Annotated in this window: 14 protein-coding genes; 11 read left to right on the top strand and 3 right to left on the bottom strand. The window is 71.0% G+C overall.

Annotation, left to right across the window (positions count from 1 at the left end):
- Positions 1–87 precede the first annotated feature (87 nt).
- Positions 88–1,266, bottom strand: coding sequence for a trypsin-like serine peptidase (locus DEJ46_RS10215; protein WP_190622550.1), 1,179 nt, complete (start codon positions 1,264–1,266; stop codon positions 88–90).
- A 325-nt stretch (positions 1,267–1,591) separates the two neighbouring features.
- Between DEJ46_RS10215 and DEJ46_RS10210 the strand changes: the two genes are divergently transcribed.
- The 5 genes from DEJ46_RS10210 (at position 1,592) to DEJ46_RS10190 (ending at position 9,590) form a co-directional block, all read left to right on the top strand.
- Complete coding sequence (locus DEJ46_RS10210; protein ID WP_190622547.1) at positions 1,592–3,028, top strand: diaminobutyrate--2-oxoglutarate transaminase family protein; 1,437 nt, start codon at positions 1,592–1,594, stop codon at positions 3,026–3,028.
- Between the two features lie 38 nt (positions 3,029–3,066).
- On the top strand, positions 3,067–4,920 hold the full coding sequence (locus DEJ46_RS10205) for an IucA/IucC family protein (RefSeq protein WP_150265402.1): 1,854 nt from the start codon (positions 3,067–3,069) through the stop codon (positions 4,918–4,920).
- Positions 4,921–4,973: 53 nt separating this feature from the next.
- A complete protein-coding gene (locus DEJ46_RS10200; RefSeq protein WP_150265400.1) occupies positions 4,974–5,672 on the top strand; it encodes a GNAT family N-acetyltransferase in 699 nt (232 codons plus the stop codon).
- 61 nt (positions 5,673–5,733) lie between these two features.
- Positions 5,734–7,563 carry an IucA/IucC family protein gene (locus DEJ46_RS10195; protein WP_411757739.1) on the top strand — a complete coding sequence of 610 codons (1,830 nt, stop codon included), beginning with the start codon at positions 5,734–5,736 and terminating at the stop codon, positions 7,561–7,563.
- Between the two features lie 50 nt (positions 7,564–7,613).
- The gene (locus DEJ46_RS10190) at positions 7,614–9,590 is read left to right on the top strand and encodes an ATP-dependent DNA helicase (RefSeq protein WP_150265398.1); all 1,977 of its coding nucleotides are present in this window, start codon (positions 7,614–7,616) and stop codon (positions 9,588–9,590) included.
- A gap of 84 nt (positions 9,591–9,674) precedes the next feature.
- On the opposite strand, the gene lexA is transcribed toward DEJ46_RS10190, so the two are convergent.
- On the bottom strand, positions 9,675–10,463 hold the full coding sequence (gene lexA, locus DEJ46_RS10185; RefSeq protein ID WP_024754934.1) for a transcriptional repressor LexA: 789 nt from the start codon (positions 10,461–10,463) through the stop codon (positions 9,675–9,677).
- A 450-nt stretch (positions 10,464–10,913) separates the two neighbouring features.
- Here lexA and nrdR point away from each other — a divergent pair, with 450 nt between their 5' ends.
- Positions 10,914–11,423, top strand: coding sequence for a transcriptional regulator NrdR (gene nrdR, locus DEJ46_RS10180; protein WP_024754935.1), 510 nt, complete (start codon positions 10,914–10,916; stop codon positions 11,421–11,423).
- Positions 11,424–11,595: 172 nt separating this feature from the next.
- Complete coding sequence (locus DEJ46_RS10175; RefSeq protein WP_150265396.1) at positions 11,596–14,496, top strand: vitamin B12-dependent ribonucleotide reductase; 2,901 nt, start codon at positions 11,596–11,598, stop codon at positions 14,494–14,496.
- Positions 14,497–14,636: 140 nt separating this feature from the next.
- On the opposite strand, the gene DEJ46_RS10170 is transcribed toward DEJ46_RS10175, so the two are convergent.
- Entirely contained in the window at positions 14,637–15,167 is a 531-nt protein-coding gene (locus tag DEJ46_RS10170; RefSeq protein WP_150265394.1) for a TerD family protein, read from the bottom strand.
- A gap of 146 nt (positions 15,168–15,313) precedes the next feature.
- Between DEJ46_RS10170 and DEJ46_RS10165 the strand changes: the two genes are divergently transcribed.
- From DEJ46_RS10165 to DEJ46_RS10150, 4 genes are all read left to right on the top strand, one after another.
- Entirely contained in the window at positions 15,314–16,144 is an 831-nt protein-coding gene (locus DEJ46_RS10165) for an arylamine N-acetyltransferase family protein (protein ID WP_223834584.1), read from the top strand.
- Between the two features lie 42 nt (positions 16,145–16,186).
- On the top strand, positions 16,187–16,792 hold the full coding sequence (locus DEJ46_RS10160; protein ID WP_150265390.1) for a YdbC family protein: 606 nt from the start codon (positions 16,187–16,189) through the stop codon (positions 16,790–16,792).
- A gap of 104 nt (positions 16,793–16,896) precedes the next feature.
- A complete protein-coding gene (locus DEJ46_RS10155) occupies positions 16,897–17,556 on the top strand; it encodes a histidine phosphatase family protein (RefSeq protein ID WP_150265388.1) in 660 nt (219 codons plus the stop codon).
- 12 nt (positions 17,557–17,568) lie between these two features.
- A complete protein-coding gene (locus tag DEJ46_RS10150) occupies positions 17,569–18,480 on the top strand; it encodes an ADP-ribosylglycohydrolase family protein (protein ID WP_150265386.1) in 912 nt (303 codons plus the stop codon).
- Positions 18,481–18,549 lie beyond the last annotated feature (69 nt).

Below are 18,549 nucleotides of genomic sequence, written 5' to 3'. Positions count from 1 at the left end.
CCTGTGAGGTGTTCCGCGTCCGGGACGCGGGCCGTCGGCCGGACATGGGTGGAGGCGGGACCCATGGGCCCCGCCTCCGTGCCGTGCCTACTGCCCGGCGTACTTCTTGCTGACCTCGTCGAAGATCGCCTTGGCCTCAGGTCCGAGTCGCGGACCCGCGAGCCAGCCGGCCGTCGCCGGGCCGATCGAGGTGTTCGACACCAGCGCCGGCTTGCCGTCGCTGCCCTGGGCCACCCAGCCACCACCGGACGAACCACCGGTCATGGTGCAGCCGATCCGGTACATCGTCGGCTGCTCCGCCTTCAGCGACAGCCGGCCCGGCTTGTCCTGGCACTGGAACATCTTCTGGCCGTCGAACGGCGGCGCCGCCGGGTAGCCGGTCGCCGTCAGGCTCGCGATCTTCGGCACGGCCGGCGCGTTGAAGTCCACCGGGAGCGCCGAACCGACCGTCTCCTCCAGCGACTTGCCCGAGCCGCCCTTCTCCGGCGTCACCTGGATGACCGCGAAGTCGTACGGGGCACCGGCGCCGCCCGTGGACGCGCCCTCGGCGATCCACTCGTCGGAGGTCTTGACCCAGTCCGCCCACCACACGCCGTAGGGAGCGACCTGCTCCCGCGTCGCCTTCTCCAGTGCGGAGGTCGGCAGCGCGGAGTCGTTGTACGAGGGCACGAAGGCGATGTTGCGGTACCAGCCGCCCTGCTTGCCCTTGTGCACGCAGTGCCCGGCCGTCCAGACCATGTTGGACTTGCCCGGGTGGGCCGGGTCCTGCACCACGGTGGCCGAGCAGACCATCGAGCCCTCGGGGCCGTCGAAGAAGACCTTTCCGGCCTCGGCGGCGTTGCCGTGGTACTTCGGGGCGACGGCCTTCGCCTTGACCGCGGCCGGAGTCGGGTCGGTGACACCCTCGTCACCCGAGATGTCCTCCTCCTCGACCGGCTTGTCGGGGCGCTCGGCGTCCCGCATGCGGTCCGGGTCCCAGAGGTCCTCGATGATCGGGTTGACGAAGTCCTTGGCCTCACGGAGCCACTTGTCGCGGTCCCAGTTCTTCCACTCGCCGTCGCGCCACTTGTCGAGGTCGATCCCGTGTTCCTTCAGACGCTCCTTCAGGTCCTCCGGAATCTTGATCTTGTCAGCCGGGTTCAGGCTCGTGGGCGCGCTGGGCTTGTCTCCCGCGCCCACGTCCTCGGTCGGGCCGCAGGCCGTCGCGGTGAGCGTCAGCGCCGCGACGGCGGAAGCCGCCATCAGCAGCGGACGAATCGATCGCATCTCGTGATCCCCCTGGGACTACATCTACGTGTGTGCAATGGGTGAACGGCGGTCCCCGACCTCACGGACGGCGACCGACGGCCCCCAACTATGCCGGTGCCGGAGGGGACGGTACCCGCCCCGCCGCCGGTTCCGACTGTCGTTCAGCCGTTGCCGTGCCGTGATCCGGGACACGCCAAGTTCTTGCCACCGGCCCGTGATCCCCGGCAGTTCCCGTCGTTGGTACGTACGGGGGACACAACGGCGGCGTTCAGGAAGGCCCTTGCGGCGGCTCCACGACGCCCCGATGTGCAACGCAACCGTTACAGCGGGAGGACACCGAGCCGTGGCCGTGACCGAATCAGCTCCTGCCGTCGCACCGGCCGCGCAGGTGCGGAGCACGACGGGCGACGCGACGGACCAAGGCGGTGGGTACGAGGCGATCCTGCGCCGCCAGTCGCAGCGAGAGTCCGCCGCCCGCACCTACGCCCGCTCGCTGCCGATCGTCCCCGTGCGGGCTCGCGGCCTGACCATCGAGGGCGCCGACGGCCGCCGTTACCTGGACTGCCTCTCCGGCGCCGGGACCCTCGCCCTCGGCCACAACCACCCCGTCGTCCTGGAAGCGATCAGGAAGGTCCTCGACTCGGGTGCCCCGCTCCACGTCCTCGACCTCGCCACCCCTCTCAAGGACGCCTTCACCTCGGAGCTGTTCGCCACCCTGCCGGCCCGACTCGCCGACGACGCCCGCATCCAGTTCTGCGGGCCGGCCGGCACGGACGCCGTCGAAGCGGCCCTCAAACTCGTCCGCACCGCCACCGGCCGCGACGGACTCCTCGCCTTCACCGGGGCCTACCACGGCATGACGGCCGGAGCCCTCTCCGCCTCCGGCGGAGCCACCGACGTCCGCGTGACCCGGCTGCCGTACCCGCAGCAGTACCGCTGCCCCTTCGGCGTCGGCGGCGACCGAGGCGCCGAACTCGCCGCCCGCTGGACCGAGAACGTCCTCGACGACCCCAAGAGCGGTGTCACCACCCCCGCCGGAATGATCGTCGAAGCCGTCCAGGGCGAAGGCGGGGTCATCCCCGCCCCCGACGACTGGATGCGTCGGATGCGCAGGATCACCGCCGACCGCTCCGTCCCGCTCGTCGTCGACGAGGTCCAGACCGGCGTCGGCCGCACCGGCGCCTTCTGGGCCGTCGAGCACAGCGGCGTCGTGCCCGACGTGATGGTCCTCTCCAAGGCCATCGGCGGCTCCCTCCCGCTCGCCGTCATCGTCTACAGGTCCGAGCTCGACGCCTGGGAACCCGGCGCACACGCCGGCACGTTCCGCGGCAACCAGCTCGCCATGGCCGCCGGGACGGCCACTCTCGCGTACGTCCGCGAGAACAAGCTCGCCGAACGGGCCGGCATCCTCGGCGCCCGTATCCTCGGCCAACTCCAGGGCCTCGCCGCCGCCCACCCCTGCGTCGGCGACGTCCGCGGCCGGGGACTGATGATCGGCGTCGAACTCGTCGACCCCGAAGCGGCCGGCCCGGACGACCCGGTCCCGCCCGCCGCCCCGGCCCTGGCCCTCGCCGTCCAGCAGGAGTGCCTCGCCCGCGGACTCATCGTCGAACTCGGCGGCCGCCACTCCGCGGTGGTCCGGCTCCTGCCCCCGCTCACCCTCACCGACGAGCAGGCCACCGCGGTCCTCGACCGCTTCGCCGACGCCCTGGCCGCGGCCGAACGGGCCCACATCCCCGCGACGGGCGCCCTCCGGAACACCCCCGGACCGTCCCACTGACCCCGGACCGCCCCCGGCCCCACCCCAAGGAAGCCCCCGTGAACGCCACCCCCATCTCCCCGGCGACCGAGACGACCGCACCCCTCGCCGTCGAGGAACCCACCGTCCCGCGCCAGCACATCGGACCGTACGACCCGCGGCCGCCCCGCCCGGCCGCCGCCGACGCCACCGTGCCGGACCCGCTGGACGACCCCGACCCGCAGCGCGCCGCCGACGTGGCGACCGTCGAGAACCTGCTCCGCTGCTGGATCCGGGAGAAGAACCTGCCCGCCCCCGACTCCACCACCCTGCGCGTACCCCTCGACGCCAGCGGCACCGCCCTCCTCGTCCCCGTCCGCTACTGGTCGGCCACTGGTTGGCACCGCTTCGGCGCCCCCTCCCTCGAAGGCCTCCCGGCCTCCGCGCCCACCGCCGACGCCGTCACCGTCGCCGCGCTGCTCAGCCGCGAGACCGGCCGCCCCGAAGGCACCGAACTCGTCGGCCGGGTCGCCGACTCGGCCCGGCGCACCGCCGACTTCCTCACCGAGAGCCGCCGCGATCCCCACCCCCACCCGGACGCCGACCTCTTCCTCGCCGCCGAACAGTCCCTGCTGCTCGGTCACCCCCTGCACCCCACCCCCAAGAGCCGCGAAGGACTCTCCGAGGCCGAGGCGCGGCTCTACTCACCCGAACTCCACGGCTCCTTCCCGCTCCACTGGGTCGCCGTCGACCCCACCGTCCTCGGCTCCGACTCCGCCTGGACCGAGCAGGGCCGCCACGTCACCGCGGAACAGCTCACCGCCGGCCTCGCCGAGGGACTCACCCTCCCCGCCGGCACCGCACCCCTGCCCCTGCACCCCTGGCAGGCCCGCGAGCTCCTGCACCGCCCCGACGTCCGCGAACTCCTCGACGCCGGCCTCCTCCACGACCTCGGCCTCCACGGCAGCCCCTGGCACCCCACCTCCTCGGTCCGCACCGTGCACCGCCCCGGCGCCCGGGCGATGCTCAAGCTCTCCCTCGGCCTGCGCATCACCAACTCCCGGCGCGAGAACCTCCGCAAGGAACTCCACCGCGGCGTCGAGGTCCACCGGCTCCTGCGCACCGGCCTCGTCGACGAGTGGCAGGCGGCCCACCCCGGCTTCGACATCGTCCGCGACCCCGCCTGGCTCGCCGTGAACACCCCGGACGGCACCCCCGTCCCCGGACTCGACGTCATGATCCGCCACAACCCCTTCGGGCCCGGCGACGACGCCGTCTGCATCGCCTCCCTCACCACCCCCCGCCCCTGGCCCGGAGCCACCACCATGCGCTCCCGGCTCGCCGACATCATCGGCAAGCTCTCCACCCGCACCGGCCGCCCCACCACGGCCGTCGCCGCCGAGTGGTTCCTCCGCTACCTCGACCAGGTCGTCCGCCCCGTCCTCTGGCTCGACGGACACGCCGGCATCGCCCTGGAGGCCCACCAGCAGAACACCCTGGTGCTCCTGGACCCGGACGGTTGGCCCATCGGCGGCCGCTACCGCGACAACCAGGGCTACTACTTCCGTGAGTCCCACCGCGCCGAGCTGGAGAGCCGACTTCCCGGCATCGGCGCCCACAGTGACACCTTCGTCTCCGACCAGGTCACCGACGAGCGCTTCGCCTACTACCTCGGCATCAACAACATCCTCGGCCTGATCGGCGCCTTCGGTGCCCAGCACCTCGCCGACGAGCGCGTCCTGCTCGCCGCCCTCCGCAGCTTCCTCACCTCCGCCACGAGCCTGGGCTCGCCCCTGCCGCACCGACTCCTGGAGGCCGCGACCCTGCGCAGCAAGGCCAACCTCCTCACCCGCCTGCACGGCCTCGACGAGCTCGTCGGGCCGGTCGACACCCAGTCCGTCTACGTCACCGTCACCAACCCCCTCCGCACGTGAACCCATCGCCGGAGCACCCCCCCCGAGCACACCGCCGAGAGGAGAGCGACACCGTGCCGCCCACAAGACCCCCGGGAGAACCCCTGGGGGACGACACCCTCGACCTCAGGGTCGACGACCTCGTCGCCCTCCTCACCACCGGAGCCCCGCCACCGACCCCGAACGGCGACGCCTCCGGCGGAGACCTCCTCGACTCCGTCGCCGACTGGACCCCGACCACCACCCGATTCGGCACCTTCCAGCTCGTACCCGTACGCCTCGACCGTGACCTGCCGCTCCTCACCCGGTGGATGAACGACCCCGCGGTCGCCGCCTTCTGGGAGCTCGCGGGCCCCGAGACCGTGACCGCCGAGCACCTCCGCGCCCAGCTCCAGGGCGACGGGCGCAGCGTCCCCTGCCTCGGCGTCCTCGACGACGTGCCCATGAGCTACTTCGAGCTCTACCGCGCCGACCTCGACCCGCTGGCCCGGCACTACCCGGCCCGCCCCCACGACACCGGTATCCATCTCCTCGTCGGAGACGCCACCGACCGCGGACGGGGCGTCGGCACTGCCCTCCTGCGCGCCGTCGCCGAACTCGTCCTCGACCACCGCCCCCGATGCACCCGGGTCGTCGCCGAACCCGACATCCGCAACACCCCCTCCGTCTCGGCCTTCCTCCGCGCCGGCTTCCGCAACGCGGCGGAAGTCGACCTCCCCGACAAACGAGCCGCGCTCATGATCCGCGACCGCACCCTTCGTCACTCTCTGTGAAAACCCCTCTGCCTTACATACACCGCTCGACCCACAGCGGTTCCCACTCCGAGGAGTCCTCGTGTCGACGTCCCCTGCACCCCACGACTCCGCACAGCCCGGCACGCCCCTCGCCACCACGCCGGCACCCGAGCTGCTCGCGCCCCCCGAGCTGACCTCCGCCACCTGGACCAGGGTCTCCGCGCGTCTCCTCGCCAAGGCCCTCGGCGAGTTCGCCTACGAGGAGATCGTCGAACCCGTCCCGGCCGAAGACGGCGAGCCCGACCATCACGCCCTCACGCTCGACGACGGCACCACGCTCACCTTCCGAGCCCGCCGCGGCGCCTACGGAAGCTGGCGGGTCGACGCCGACTCGATCAGCCACGAGGGCCGGCCCATGACCGACCCCCTCGACTTCCTCGTCCGCGCCCGCAACCTCCTCCGGCTCGACGGCGCCACCCTCGGTCACCTCATCCGTGAACTCTCCGCCACCCTCGCCGCCGACGCCCATCTCGACCGCACGGCACTCACCGCCGACCGGCTCGCCGACCTGTCCTACGCCGAGCTCGAAGGCCACCAGACCGGCCACCCCTGGCTCGTCCTCAACAAGGGCCGCATCGGCTTCTCCGCCACCGACGCCGCCCGCTGGGCCCCCGAGGCCCGCCGCGCCACCCGACTGCCGTGGATCGCCGTCAGCAACCGCATCGCCGCCTACCGGGGCGTCGCAGGCCTCGAAACCCCCGACCGCCTCTACACCCAGGAACTGGACCCGGAGATCCACGCCGCCTTCCGCGCCGAGCTCGCCGCCCGCGGCCACGAACCCGACGGCTACCTTCTGCTGCCCGTCCACCCCTGGCAGTGGGACGAGGTCCTGCTCCCGCTCTACGCCCCGGCCGTGGCCGCCGGCACCGTCGTCCCGCTCTTCGCCGACGGCGACCTCCGTCTGCCCCAGCAGTCCGTCCGCACCTTCCTCAACACCAGCCGACCCGACCGCCACACCGTCAAACTCCCGCTGTCGGTGCTCAACACGCTGGTCTGGCGCGGACTGCCCACCGACCGGACCGTCGCCGCCCCCGCCGTGACCGCCTGGGTCCACGGACTGCGCGACGGCGACGCGTTCCTGCGGGACGAGTGCGGAGTGATCCTCCTCGGCGAGGTCGCGTCCGTCACCGTGGAGCACCCCCTCTACGACCGGCTCCCCGAAGTCCCGTACCAGTACAAGGAACTCCTCGGTGCGATCTGGCGCGAGCCGCTCCGGCTGCCCCCCGACGAGCGCGCCCGGACCCTCGCCTCGCTCCTCCACACCGATCCGAACGGCCGCGCCTTCGTCGCGGAACTCGTCGAGCGGTCGGGACTCGCTCCCGCCGTCTGGCTCCAGCACCTCTTCGGCGCCCTGCTGCCCCCGCTGCTGCACTTCCTCTACCGGTACGGCACGGTCTTCTCGCCGCACGGCGAGAACGCGATCGTCGTCTGCGACGGACAGGACGTCCCCGTACGCCTGGCGATCAAGGACTTCGTCGACGACGTGAACATCAGCGCCCAGCCGCTCCCCGAGCACGACGCCATGCCGGACGACGTCCGCGCGGTGCTGCTCACCGAGGAACCCGACTTCCTCACCCAGTTCATCCAATCGGGGCTCTTCGTCGGCGTCTTCCGCTACCTGGCGCCGCTCTGCGAGGAACAACTCGCGGTCCCCGAGACGGAATTCTGGGCCCTCGTCCGCGCGGAGATCCTGCGCCACCAGGCACGCTTCCCCGAGCTGAAGGAACGGTTCGAGCTCTTCGACCTCCTCACGCCCCGGATCGAGCGGCTCTGCCTCAACCGCAACCGTCTGCACCTGGACGGCTACCGCGACCGGCCCGAGCGCCCGCACGCGGCCGTCCACGGGACCGTCCCCAACCCACTCGCGTGAAGCGTGCGTGTGACCGGGCTGTCAGTGCCGCCCCGTAGGCTGGAAGCGCTATGACGAAGCCATCCCTCCCCGACCTCCTCCACGCCGCCGTCTCCGCCGTCGGCGGCACGGAGCGCCCCGGCCAGGTCACCATGGCCGAGGCCGTTGCCGAGGCCATCGACGACAATTCCCACCTCCTCGTCCAGGCCGGAACGGGCACGGGCAAGTCGCTCGGCTATCTCGTGCCGGCGCTGGCCCAGGGGGAGCGGGTCGTGGTCGCCACCGCCACACTGGCGCTCCAGCGCCAGCTCGTCGAGCGCGACCTTCCCCGGACGGTCGACGCGCTGCATCCGCAGCTGCGCCGCCGCCCGCAGTTCGCCATGCTCAAGGGCCGGTCGAACTACCTCTGCCTGCACCGGCTCCACGAAGGCGTCCCGCAGGACGAGGAGGACGGCCTCTTCGACCCCTTCGAGGCGGCCGCCCCCTCCAGCAAGCTGGGCCAGGACCTGCTGCGCCTGCGTGACTGGTCCGACGAGACGGAGACGGGCGACCGGGACGACCTGACCCCGGGCGTATCCGACAAGGCCTGGTCCCAGGTCTCGGTCTCCTCCAGGGAGTGCCTGGGCGCGAGCAAGTGCGCGTACGGCGCGGAGTGCTTCGCCGAGGCGGCCCGTGAGCGGGCGAAGCTCGCCGACGTCGTCGTGACCAATCACGCGCTGCTCGCCATCGACGCCATCGAGGGCGCTCCGGTGCTCCCGCAGCACGAGGTGCTGATCGTCGACGAGGCCCATGAGCTGGTCTCCCGGGTCACCGGCGTCGCCACCGGCGAGCTCACGCCCGGCCAGGTCAACCGCGCCGTGCGCCGGTCCGCGAAGCTCGTCGACGAGAAGGTCGCCGACCAGCTGCAGACCGCCGCCGAGGGCTTCGAGCGGGTCATGGAGCTCGCCCTGCCGGGCCGTCTGGAGAAGATCCCGGAGGACCTCGCCTACGCGCTGATGGCGCTGCGCGACGCGGCCCGCGCCGTGATCACGGCACTGGGCTCCACCCGGGACCGGTCCGTGCAGGACGAGGACGCCGTCCGCAAGCAGGCCATGGCCTCCGTGGAGACCGTGCATGGTGTCGCGGAGCGGATCACCCAGGGCTCGGAGTACGACGTCGTCTGGTACGAGCGTCACGACCGCTTCGGAGCGTCGCTGCGGGTGGCTCCGCTGACGGTCTCGGGCCTGCTGCGGGAGAAGCTCTTCACGGAGCGCTCCGTGGTCCTCGCCTCGGCCACCCTCAAGCTCGGCGGCGACTTCAACGGGGTCGGGGCGTCGCTCGGCCTCGCGCCCGAGGGCATCACGGGGGACGACCTCCCGGTCTGGAAGGGCATCGACGTCGGCTCCCCGTTCGACTACCCGAAGCAGGGCATCCTGTACGTCGCCAAGCACCTGTCGCGGCCCGCGCGGGACGGTGAGCGGGGCGACATGCTCGACGAGCTCGCCGAGCTGATGGAGGCGGCCGGCGGCCGCACGCTCGGCCTCTTCTCCTCGATGCGGGCGGCCCAGCAGGCTGCGGAGGAGCTGCGGAGCAGGATTCCGGAGCTGCCCATCCTCCTGCAGGGCGAGGACACCCTCGGCGAGCTGATCAAGAACTTCGCCGCGGACCCGAAGACCTGCCTCTTCGGCACACTGTCGCTCTGGCAGGGCGTGGACGTCCCGGGCGCCAGCTGTCAGCTGGTCGTCATGGACAAGATCCCGTTCCCGCGGCCGGACGACCCGCTGATGAGCGCGCGACAGAAGGCGGTCGAGGAGGCCGGTGGCAACGGCTTCATGGCGGTCGCCGCCACGCACGCGGCTCTGCTGATGGCGCAGGGCGCCGGTCGGCTCGTGCGGGCGACCGGCGACCGGGGTGTCGTCGCGGTGCTCGACCCCCGGCTGGCCACGGCGCGGTACGGCAGCTATCTCAAGTCCTCGCTGCCCGACTTCTGGTACACCACGGACCGCAACCAGGTGCGGAAGTCGCTGGCGGCGATCGACGCGGCCTCGAAGGCGGCGGCGAGCGACTGATCCCCCTGCCGTGCGTCACCGCGCACGACAGGGCCCCGGGACCGGCGCAGTGGGTCCCGGGGCCCTGTCAGGGCCGGCGAGGTGTCACACCCGCCGGAGGACCGCCACGACCTTGCCGAGGATGGTGGCCTCGTCGCCAGGGATCGGCTGGTACGCCGCGTTGTGCGGGAGGAGCCAGACGTGTCCGTCCTCGCGCTTGAAGCGCTTGACCGTGGCCTCGCCGTCGAGCATGGCGGCGACGATGTCGCCGTTCTCCGCGACGGGCTGGCGGCGGACGGTGACCCAGTCGCCGTCACAGATGGCGGCCTCGATCATCGAGTCGCCGACGACCTTCAGGACGAACAGCTCGCCGTCGCCGACCAGCTGCCGGGGGAGCGGGAAGACGTCCTCGACGGACTCCTCGGCCAGGATCGGCCCGCCGGCCGCGATCCGGCCGACCAGGGGGACGTACGACGCGGCGGGCTTGCCCGTGGTGTCCGTCGGCTGCGTGCTCGGCTGGTCCGAGCCGCGCACCTCGTACGCCCGGGGGCGGTGCGGGTCACGGCGGAGGAAGCCCTTGCGCTCCAGCGCCATGAGCTGGTGAGCCACCGACGACGTGCTGGACAGTCCCACGGCCTGGCCGATCTCGCGCATCGACGGCGGGTAGCCGCGCCGCTGGACCGAGTCGCGGATGACCTCGATCACCCGGCGCTGCCGGTCGGTGAGGCCGGAGCTGTCGGCCCTGATGCCTGGAGGTCGCCCGGGGAGGGCGCGGGCGGGTCGCCCGGGCTCCTCGCCGTTCATGGCTGCGTCATTCATGGCGTGCACCGGCTCGAGTCGGCCCTGGGAGCGGTCCTGGGCGGTGATGGTGGCACTGTCTGCGGTGGTGGTCACGTCGTCGGCCCCTCTCGAATTTGTCTCCCTGGCTGGCACAACGGTAGTGGCTTTCGAAAGGTTGCGCCAAACACACGTTCGAGTGAAAATTCGCAGATTGCCTTACGCGTGTATGTGTGGGGGTGTATGAGTACCGTCACTCCGCAGCACCCCGCGAACCCAATTCGGTCATTACGGTAGCCTTCGCCGCTGGGTCGCGGACATCCGGTGTGCCCTCCCAGTGTCGCACCCGGGAGGGGTGGGCCGTGGGAGCGTGGGATCCGCGACACGCGCAAGCGTCGGAATCGTCCCCAACCCAAGATCTAGTGGTTGGATGGCATCGACCGCCCAGGGGTAGTGGTCCCCGGTCTGCCGGGGCTGCTCGCATCGCCTATGCTGGAGGTCGCTTCGCAGGGCCTTGACGGGCCGGGCGAGGCTCATCAGTCGTGCCGTGAGGGAGGGTCGGAAGCCATGCACTGCCCCTTCTGCAGGCACCCCGACAGCCGTGTCGTCGACAGTCGCACCACCGACGACGGGACGTCGATCCGACGCCGTCGCCAGTGCCCCGACTGCTCCCGCCGCTTCACCACGGTGGAGACGTGCTCGCTCATGGTCGTGAAGCGGTCCGGTGTCACCGAGCCCTTCAGTCGCACCAAGGTCATCTCGGGCGTGCGCAAGGCGTGCCAGGGGCGACCGGTCACCGAGGACGCCCTCGCCAAGCTCGGCCAGCGGGTCGAGGAGGCGGTGCGCGCCACCGGCAGCGCCGAGCTGACCACCCACGACGTGGGTCTGGCCATCCTCGGCCCCCTGCAGGAGCTCGACCTCGTCGCGTACCTGCGCTTCGCGTCCGTGTACAAGGCCTTCGACAGCCTCGAAGACTTCGAGACCGCCATCGTGGAACTCCGCGAGCGGTCTCCCGCTGAGAACCGCGGGACCGGGGCGACCCCTGAGGTCCCCGTTCCCGCCACCGCCGCCGACTGATCGGCGGTCCGGGTCGACCACGGCCCGGCGATCGGCCGCCGAGCGGCCCGACAGACGTGCCCCGGGTGACCCGCGCGGTCCTCGTGGCAGCAGTACCGAAAGACGTACAGAAGACGGTGCCCTGGGACTTTCTGGGTGCCAAAGTGTGTTTTGCCCGTATATGGGAGGCGGCATGACAGAGACGGCGAGCGGCCCGGCACGTGGTTCCCGCAACAAGGGAGCCAAGTCGGCGAGCAAGGGCCTGCGTATCGAGCGCATCCACACCACCCCTGGCGTGCATCCGTACGACGAGGTGGCCTGGGAGCGTCGTGACGTCGTCATGACCAACTGGCGCGACGGCTCGATCAACTTCGAGCAGCGTGGCGTCGAGTTCCCCGACTTCTGGTCGGTGAACGCGGTCAACATCGTCACCAGCAAGTACTTCCGCGGAGCCGTCGGCACCCCGCAGCGCGAGACCGGTCTCAAGCAGCTCATCGACCGGATCGTGAAGACGTACACGAAGGCCGGCGAGGAGTACGGCTACTTCGCGTCGCCCGCCGACGCCGAGATCTTCGAGCACGAGCTGGCCTATGCCCTCCTGCACCAGATCTTCAGCTTCAACTCGCCGGTCTGGTTCAACGTCGGCACCCCGCAGCCCCAGCAGGTCTCCGCCTGCTTCATCCTGTCCGTCGACGACTCCATGGAGTCCATCCTCGACTGGTACAAGGAAGAGGGCATGATCTTCAAGGGCGGCTCCGGCGCCGGCCTGAACCTCTCCCGCATCCGCTCCTCCAAGGAGCTGCTCTCCTCCGGCGGCAACGCCTCCGGCCCGGTCTCCTTCATGCGCGGCGCCGACGCCTCCGCGGGAACCATCAAGTCGGGCGGTGCGACCCGCCGTGCGGCCAAGATGGTCATCCTCGACGTCGACCACCCCGACATCGAGAACTTCATCGAGACCAAGGTCAAGGAGGAGGAGAAGATCCGCGCCCTCCGTGACGCGGGCTTCGACATGGACCTGGGCGGCGACGACATCACGTCCGTCCAGTACCAGAACGCCAACAACTCCGTCCGCGTGAACGACACGTTCATGAAGGCCGTCGAGTCCGGTGGCAAGTTCGGTCTCACCTCCCGCATGACGGGCGAGGTCATCGAGGAGGTCGACGCCAAGTCGCTCTTCCGCAAGATGGCCGAGGCCGCCTGGGCCTGCGCCGACCCGGGCATCCAGTACGACGACACGATCAACCGCTGGCACACCTGCCCCGAGTCCGGCCGTATCAACGGCTCGAACCCGTGCAGCGAGTACATGCACCTGGACAACACGTCCTGCAACCTCGCCTCGCTGAACCTCATGAAGTTCCTCAAGGACGACGGCAAGGGCAACCAGTCCTTCGACGTCGAGCGCTTCGCCAAGGTCGTCGAGCTCGTCATCACCGCGATGGACATCTCCATCTGCTTCGCCGACTTCCCGACCGAGAAGATCGGCGAGAACACCCGCGCATTCCGCCAGCTCGGCATCGGCTACGCCAACCTCGGCGCCCTGCTGATGGCGACCGGCCACGCGTACGACTCCGACGGCGGCCGCGCCCTCGCCGGTGCCATCTCCTCCCTGATGACCGGCACCTCGTACAAGCGCTCCGCCGAGCTCGCCGCGGTCGTCGGCGCCTACGACGGCTACGCCCGCAACGCCGAGCCGCACCAGCGCGTCATGCAGCAGCACGCCGACGAGAACACCAAGGCCGTCCGCATGGACGACCTGGACTCGCCGATCTGGGCCGCCGCCACGGAGGCCTGGCAGGACGTGATCAGCCTCGGCGCCAAGAACGGCTTCCGGAACGCCCAGGCCTCGGTCATCGCCCCGACCGGCACCATCGGTCTCGCGATGTCCTGCGACACCACCGGCCTCGAGCCCGACCTCGCCCTGGTCAAGTTCAAGAAGCTCGTCGGCGGCGGCTCGATGCAGATCGTCAACGGCACCGTCCCGCAGGCCCTGCGCCGCCTGGGCTACCAGGAGGAGCAGATCGAGGCGATCGTCGCCCACATCGCCGAGCACGGCAATGTGATCGACGCCCCCGGCCTGAAGACCGAGCACTACGAGGTCTTCGACTGCGCGATGGGCGAGCGCTCCATCTCCGCGATGGGCCACGTCCGCATGATGGCCGCCATCCAGCCGTGGATCTCGGGCGCCCTCTCCAAGACCGTGAACCTGCCGGAGACGGCCACGGTCGAGGACGTCGAGGAGGTCTACTTCGAGGCCTGGAAGATGGGCGTCAAGGCGCTCGCGATCTACCGCGACAACTGCAAGGTCGGCCAGCCGCTCTCCGCCAAGAAGAAGGAGAACGAGAAGGCCGAGGTCACCGCGAAGTCCGAGGCGACGATCCGCGAGGCCGTCGAGAAGGTCGTCGAGTACCGCCCGGTCCGCAAGCGTCTGCCCAAGGGCCGTCCGGGGATCACCACCTCCTTCACCGTGGGTGGCGCCGAGGGCTACATGACCGCCAACTCCTACCCGGACGACGGTCTCGGCGAGGTCTTCCTGAAGATGTCGAAGCAGGGCTCGACCCTCGCAGGCATGATGGACGCCTTCTCCATCGCCGTCTCCGTCGGCCTGCAGTACGGCGTTCCGCTGGAGACCTACGTCTCGAAGTTCACGAACATGCGCTTCGAGCCGGCCGGGATGACGGACGACCCGGACGTCCGGATGGCGCAGTCGATCGTCGACTACATCTTCCGTCGCCTGGCGCTCGACTTCCTGCCCTTCGAGACCCGCTCGGCCCTCGGCATCCACTCGGCCGAGGAGCGTCAGCGTCACCTGGACACCGGCTCGTACGAGCAGTCCGAGGAGGACGACCTGGATGTCGAGGGGCTGGCCCAGTCCGCTCCCCGCGCCCAGGAACTGAAGGCCGTCGCGGCCCCGGTCCCGGCCCCGCAGGCCGAGGTCCCGGCCGTGAAGCAGGCGCACACCTCGGCGGAGCTCGTCGAGATGCAGCTCGGCATCAGCGCCGACGCCCCGCTCTGCTTCTCCTGCGGTACGAAGATGCAGCGCGCCGGCTCCTGCTACATCTGCGAGGGCTGCGGCTCCACCAGCGGCTGCAGCTGACAGCGAGCGGAACCGCGTCCGGGGCGGCGGTGAGCAACCACCGCCCAGGGCGCAACCGCCCAGGGCGCTGAGCCTCACCTGAGAGAGGGTGTCGACCATCGGTCGGCACCCTCTCTCGCGCATCGGGAGGGGGAGCGTCCTCAGGCGGGCGTGGAACCGAGGAGCGTCGCGAAGGCGCGGGGGTCGGCGTCGAAGCCGCGGCTGATCGCGCGGTACGACCAGCCGTCCGCGCCGTCCCGGGTGAACTCCACGACCGTCGCCGACAGGGCGCCCGCCACGTCCGAGAAGTCGTGGGTCAGGAGGTCGGTGTACCCCTCGCGGACGCGTATGCCGGTGTTCGCTATGTCGCCGAAGACCAGCCTGCCGCCACCCTGTTGCACGGTCACGCCCACCACCACGCGCGCGTAGTGGGGTGCCAGCCGGTCCAGCTCCAGCGTCATCGCCTCGTCGTAGCCGAAGCCCTGGCCCGTACGGCTGTCACGGTGGAGCGTGATCGTGCCGTCGGGGGAGCGGCTGCCGAAGTGCACCAGGTAGACCGGGGAGCCGTGCGGGTCGTCGGCCGTGAACACGCCGGCGACGAGGTCCAGGTCGTGGGCCGGCGTGCCCGTCGGGGCCGGGTCCCACTTGAGCGTCACCTCGACCTTAGCGACGCCCTTGTTGAGTCCGCTCACGGTGCTTCCCCTCTCCACGCACGCCCCCGCGTACGCCTCGCCTCGACCGTCGCCCCGCCACGCTCGAAAGCCCGTGGTGGCGGGGAGATTGCTCATGGTGTCATGGGCTTACGACAGTGGACCCGACGGTGGAGGGGGAGAGCGGTTTGTGGAGTGGTGACGAGCTGGATCTCGACGCTTATCTGGCTCGAATCGGCTACGACATCGGGCGGGACGGGGAACTCTCCACCGATCTGCGGACGTTGAAGGCGATACACCGGGCTCATGTCCGGTCCATTCCCTTCGAGAACCTCGACGTGGCTCTCGGCCGACCGGTCCCCCTTGATCTGAAGAGCCTTCAGAGGAAACTCGTCGGCCGTCGCCGAGGTGGCTACTGCTACGAACAGAACTCGCTCCTTGCGGCGGCGCTGGAGCGGATCGGCTTCCCGGTGGCCGGGCGTGGAGCCCGCAACCGCACCCGGGGTGCGGCGCTGCTGCCCGTCACGCACGCGCTGCTGGTCGTCCAGGCGGAGGGCGAACAGTGGCTCACCGATGTGGGGTTCGGCTGGCAGGGGCCGTTGGAGCCGGTGCCTCTGCGGGACGGCGCTCGCGTGGAGCAGGGCGGTTGGACGTTCGGGATCGGGGCCGAGGACGAGGGCATCCACGTCCTGCGCTCCCTGCGTCCGCACGGCTGGACCGATCTGTACGCCTTCTCCCCGCAAACCCTGTACCCGGGCGACTTCACGGTCATGAACCACTTCAGCTCCAGCCACCCGGAGTCGCGCTTCCTCGGACAGGTCGTGGCACAGCAGCCCGGGGCCGAGGTGCGCAGGGCGCTGGTGCGCGAGACGCTGACGACCACGCGGACGGACGGTGTCACCGAGGAACGGGTGGTGACCGTCGGCGAGTTGGCGGCAACGCTGGAGAAGGACTTCGGCATCGAGATGGACGACGAGGAGCGCGCGGGCCTCGAACGGCTGCATGCGATGGGAGTCTGACGCGTACTGCCGGGGCGCTCCCGGGGCCCGTACGATGGCGCGGTGCTGGTCAAGTGGATTCGCTGCACCGTGGTGGACCGTCGGGGGTTCGAGCGGGGACAGCGAAAATGGGCGGGGCTGCTCGGTGAGCCGGGATTCCGGGGCCAGGGCGGCGGGTGGAGCCGGGCTCGGCCGGACGTCGCCCACATCTTCGCGTTCTGGGAGAGCCGGGCCTTCTACGACTCGTTCATGGCGCGGTCGCACGATCGTCTGGCGGCCTCGCAGGTGGGCACGTTCAAGGACAACCAGGTGAAGCTGTTCGACCACCGCTTCGACGTGAAGACGGGATTCGAGCCGAAGTTCACCGACGCCGACGTGGCACGGGTGGCGCACTGCCGCGTCCACGAGGACCGGGCCGAGCATTTCGCGCTCATGCAGGAGAAGGTGTGGAACCCGGCGATGGCCGGATCCCCCGGCATGCTGCGGGGCCTGTTCGGCGAGGCGCCGGGCAGCGAGTTCCTGGTGCTCTCGATGTGGCGCTCCGCCGCGGAGCACGGCAAGTACCGGGTGGAGCGGGTCGAGCGGCTCGGCCTGCGTGCCAGGACCGATGCCGACGTGGCGGCGCTGTCCGGTGACGTGGTGCAGCTCGATCCGGCCTGGACGGTCTGAGGGCGAGTGGGGCCGCCCGGTCCACGTGCCGGGGCCTCCACCGGATGGGCTCCGACGGGGACCTCGGCCGAGCCTCCCACCGGCCCGCGATCTAGGGTCGGGGTATGGCACGACCGCGGCGCATCGTTCTCGTACGGCACGGAGAGTCCGAGGGCAATGTCGATGACACGGTGTACGAGCGCGAGCCCGATCACGCGCTCCGGCTCACCGAGACCGGGTGGCGGCAGGCGGAGGAGACGGGGGAGCGGTTGCGGGACCTGTTCGGGGACGAGCAGGTCAGCGTCTACGTGTCGCCGTACCGCCGCACGCACGAGACCCTCCGGGCCTTCCGGCTGCCCCGGGAGCAGATGCGGGTGCGGGAGGAGCCACGCCTGCGGGAGCAGGACTGGGGCAACTGGCAGGAACGGGAAGACGTACGCCTGCAGAAGGCGTACCGGGACGCGTACGGGCACTTCTTCTACCGCTTCGCCCAGGGTGAGTCCGGGGCGGACGTGTACGACCGGGTCGGGGCCTTCCTGGAGAGCCTCTACCGCAGTTTCGAGGCTCCCGACCACCCGCCGAACGTCCTCCTCGTCACCCATGGGCTGACCATGCGGCTGTTCTGCATGCGCTGGTTCCACTGGACGGTCGCGGACTTCGAGTCCCTGTCGAACCCCGGCAACGCGGAGACCCACACGCTCCTGCTGGGCGAGGACGGGAGATACCGGCTGGACAGGCCGTTCGAACGCTGGCGTACCCCGGAACCGTACGGGCACACCGGATAGAGTGGTTGAGCGATGACCGCTGACTCCTCACTCGACCGGCGCTTCGACCGCGCCCTGGCCAGCCTGCGCGGGCTGTCCGTGGGAGACGCCCTGGGCTCCCAGTTCTTCGTACCCGCCCACTACCCCCTGCTGAAGCGGCGCGAGCTGCCGCCCGGCCCCTGGCAGTGGACCGACGACACCGAGATGGCGTGCTCCGTCCTCGCCGTCCTCGCCGGCCACGACCGCATCGACCAGGACGCCCTCGCCCTGTCCTTCGCGAACCACCACGACTTCGACCGCGGCTACGGTCCGGCGGTCAACCGGATGCTCCGGCTCATCAGGGAGGGCGAGGACTGGCGGGAGCTGTCCGCCGCCCTCTTCAACGGGCAGGGGTCCTGGGGCAACGGCGCCGCGATGCGGATCGCCCCGCTCGGCGCCTGGTACGCGGACGACCCGGAGCAGGCGACGCACCAGGCCGAGATTTCCGCGTACACGACACACCAGCACCGCGAGGCCGTGGTGGGCGCGATGGCCGTGGCGGCCGCCGCCGCCCTCGTCGCCGACCCGGCCGGACCGCCCTCGCCCGAGGCGCTGCTCGACGGCGTCGTCGCGCTGGTGCCGCGCAGCGCGGTGGGGGCGGGCCTGCGCCGGGCGCGCGACATGCTCGACTACGGGGACGCGGGCACGGTCGCCGCGGTGCTCGGCAGCGGCCGGCGGACCAGCGCGCACGACACCGTGCCCTTCGCCCTCTGGTCGGCGGCGCGGGCCCTGGGCGACTTCGAGCGGATGTTCTGGACGACCGCGCAGGTCGGCGGCGACGTCGACACGACCTGCGCCATCGCCGGGGGCGTCGTGGCCTCCGCGGTGGACGGAACTCCGCCGGCCGAGTGGCTGCGGCAGACCGAGGACCTTCCGGGGTGGGTCCCGGACGGGTCGGCCGTCTGAGACCTGCGATGCCCCCGGCCCGGGCCGGGGGCATCGGCTTGCTCGGAGGCGTACGGACGCGCTCGGAGG

This window comes from Streptomyces venezuelae (genome assembly GCF_008642375.1).
Lineage (GTDB): Bacteria > Actinomycetota > Actinomycetes > Streptomycetales > Streptomycetaceae > Streptomyces > Streptomyces venezuelae_G.
Note: the sequence above shows the minus strand (reverse complement) of the source record. Positions and strands in the feature narration are given on the sequence as shown.

Bases quoted from the DNA above. Each gene is read 5' to 3' on its own strand.
- DEJ46_RS10215 (WP_190622550.1), bottom strand. From the start codon at position 1,266: ATGCGATCGATTCGTCCGCTGCTGATGGCGGCTTCCGCCGTCGCGGCG.
- DEJ46_RS10190 (WP_150265398.1), top strand. From the start codon at position 7,614: ATGACGAAGCCATCCCTCCCCGACCTCCTCCACGCCGCCGTCTCCGCC.
- nrdR (WP_024754935.1), top strand. From the start codon at position 10,914: ATGCACTGCCCCTTCTGCAGGCACCCCGACAGCCGTGTCGTCGACAGT.
- DEJ46_RS10175 (WP_150265396.1), top strand. From the start codon at position 11,596: ATGACAGAGACGGCGAGCGGCCCGGCACGTGGTTCCCGCAACAAGGGA.
- DEJ46_RS10155 (WP_150265388.1), top strand. From the start codon at position 16,897: ATGGCACGACCGCGGCGCATCGTTCTCGTACGGCACGGAGAGTCCGAG.
- DEJ46_RS10150 (WP_150265386.1), top strand. From the start codon at position 17,569: ATGACCGCTGACTCCTCACTCGACCGGCGCTTCGACCGCGCCCTGGCC.